A 468-nucleotide genomic window follows, 5' to 3' on the forward strand; every position below is an offset into this window, starting at 1 on the left:
TTTTACAAGATACATCAGTGCCAGAACGCCCGATGCCTTTACTGACAAGTTTTCAATCATGGTATGTGCCGACAGATTCGGATCAAATTCGTGGGCCCTTTTCACGCATCCCACAAGTTTGTCATCCCTGTAAAGGCCCTCTGCTATGCCATCATTTACAAGCCTTTTAATATTTTCTATGCTCTCTCCCTCTTTCAAGTCATCAATTCTATCTTTTAAGATTGGATGCCTCTTAAAGCTCTCTTTTACAGCCTCCGTAAAGGATTTTTCCAAGATCACCAGATCAAATACATCGGATATCTTCAACAATCCATAAAACTCATCCTGACACATTATCTCTCCAAACTTGCCAAACCTCGATGAGCCATCAACTTTTTCATTATACCAGGGTCTTTTTCTTTCACTCAATTCTTCTGGAGCCATGTTTCCTATATAAGTTTGATTTGGCGCATAACTGACTACATCTTC

At 40.0% G+C, this 468-nt stretch carries 1 pseudogene; it reads right to left on the reverse strand.

Features of this window, described 5'->3' with window-relative positions:
• Nucleotides 1-468, reverse strand: a pseudogene (locus ACFHWD_RS20665) (glycine reductase); the annotation flags it as partial.

This window comes from Clostridium sp. MT-14 (assembly GCF_042436595.1).
Classification (GTDB): domain Bacteria; phylum Bacillota; class Clostridia; order Clostridiales; family Clostridiaceae; genus Clostridium_B; species Clostridium_B aromativorans.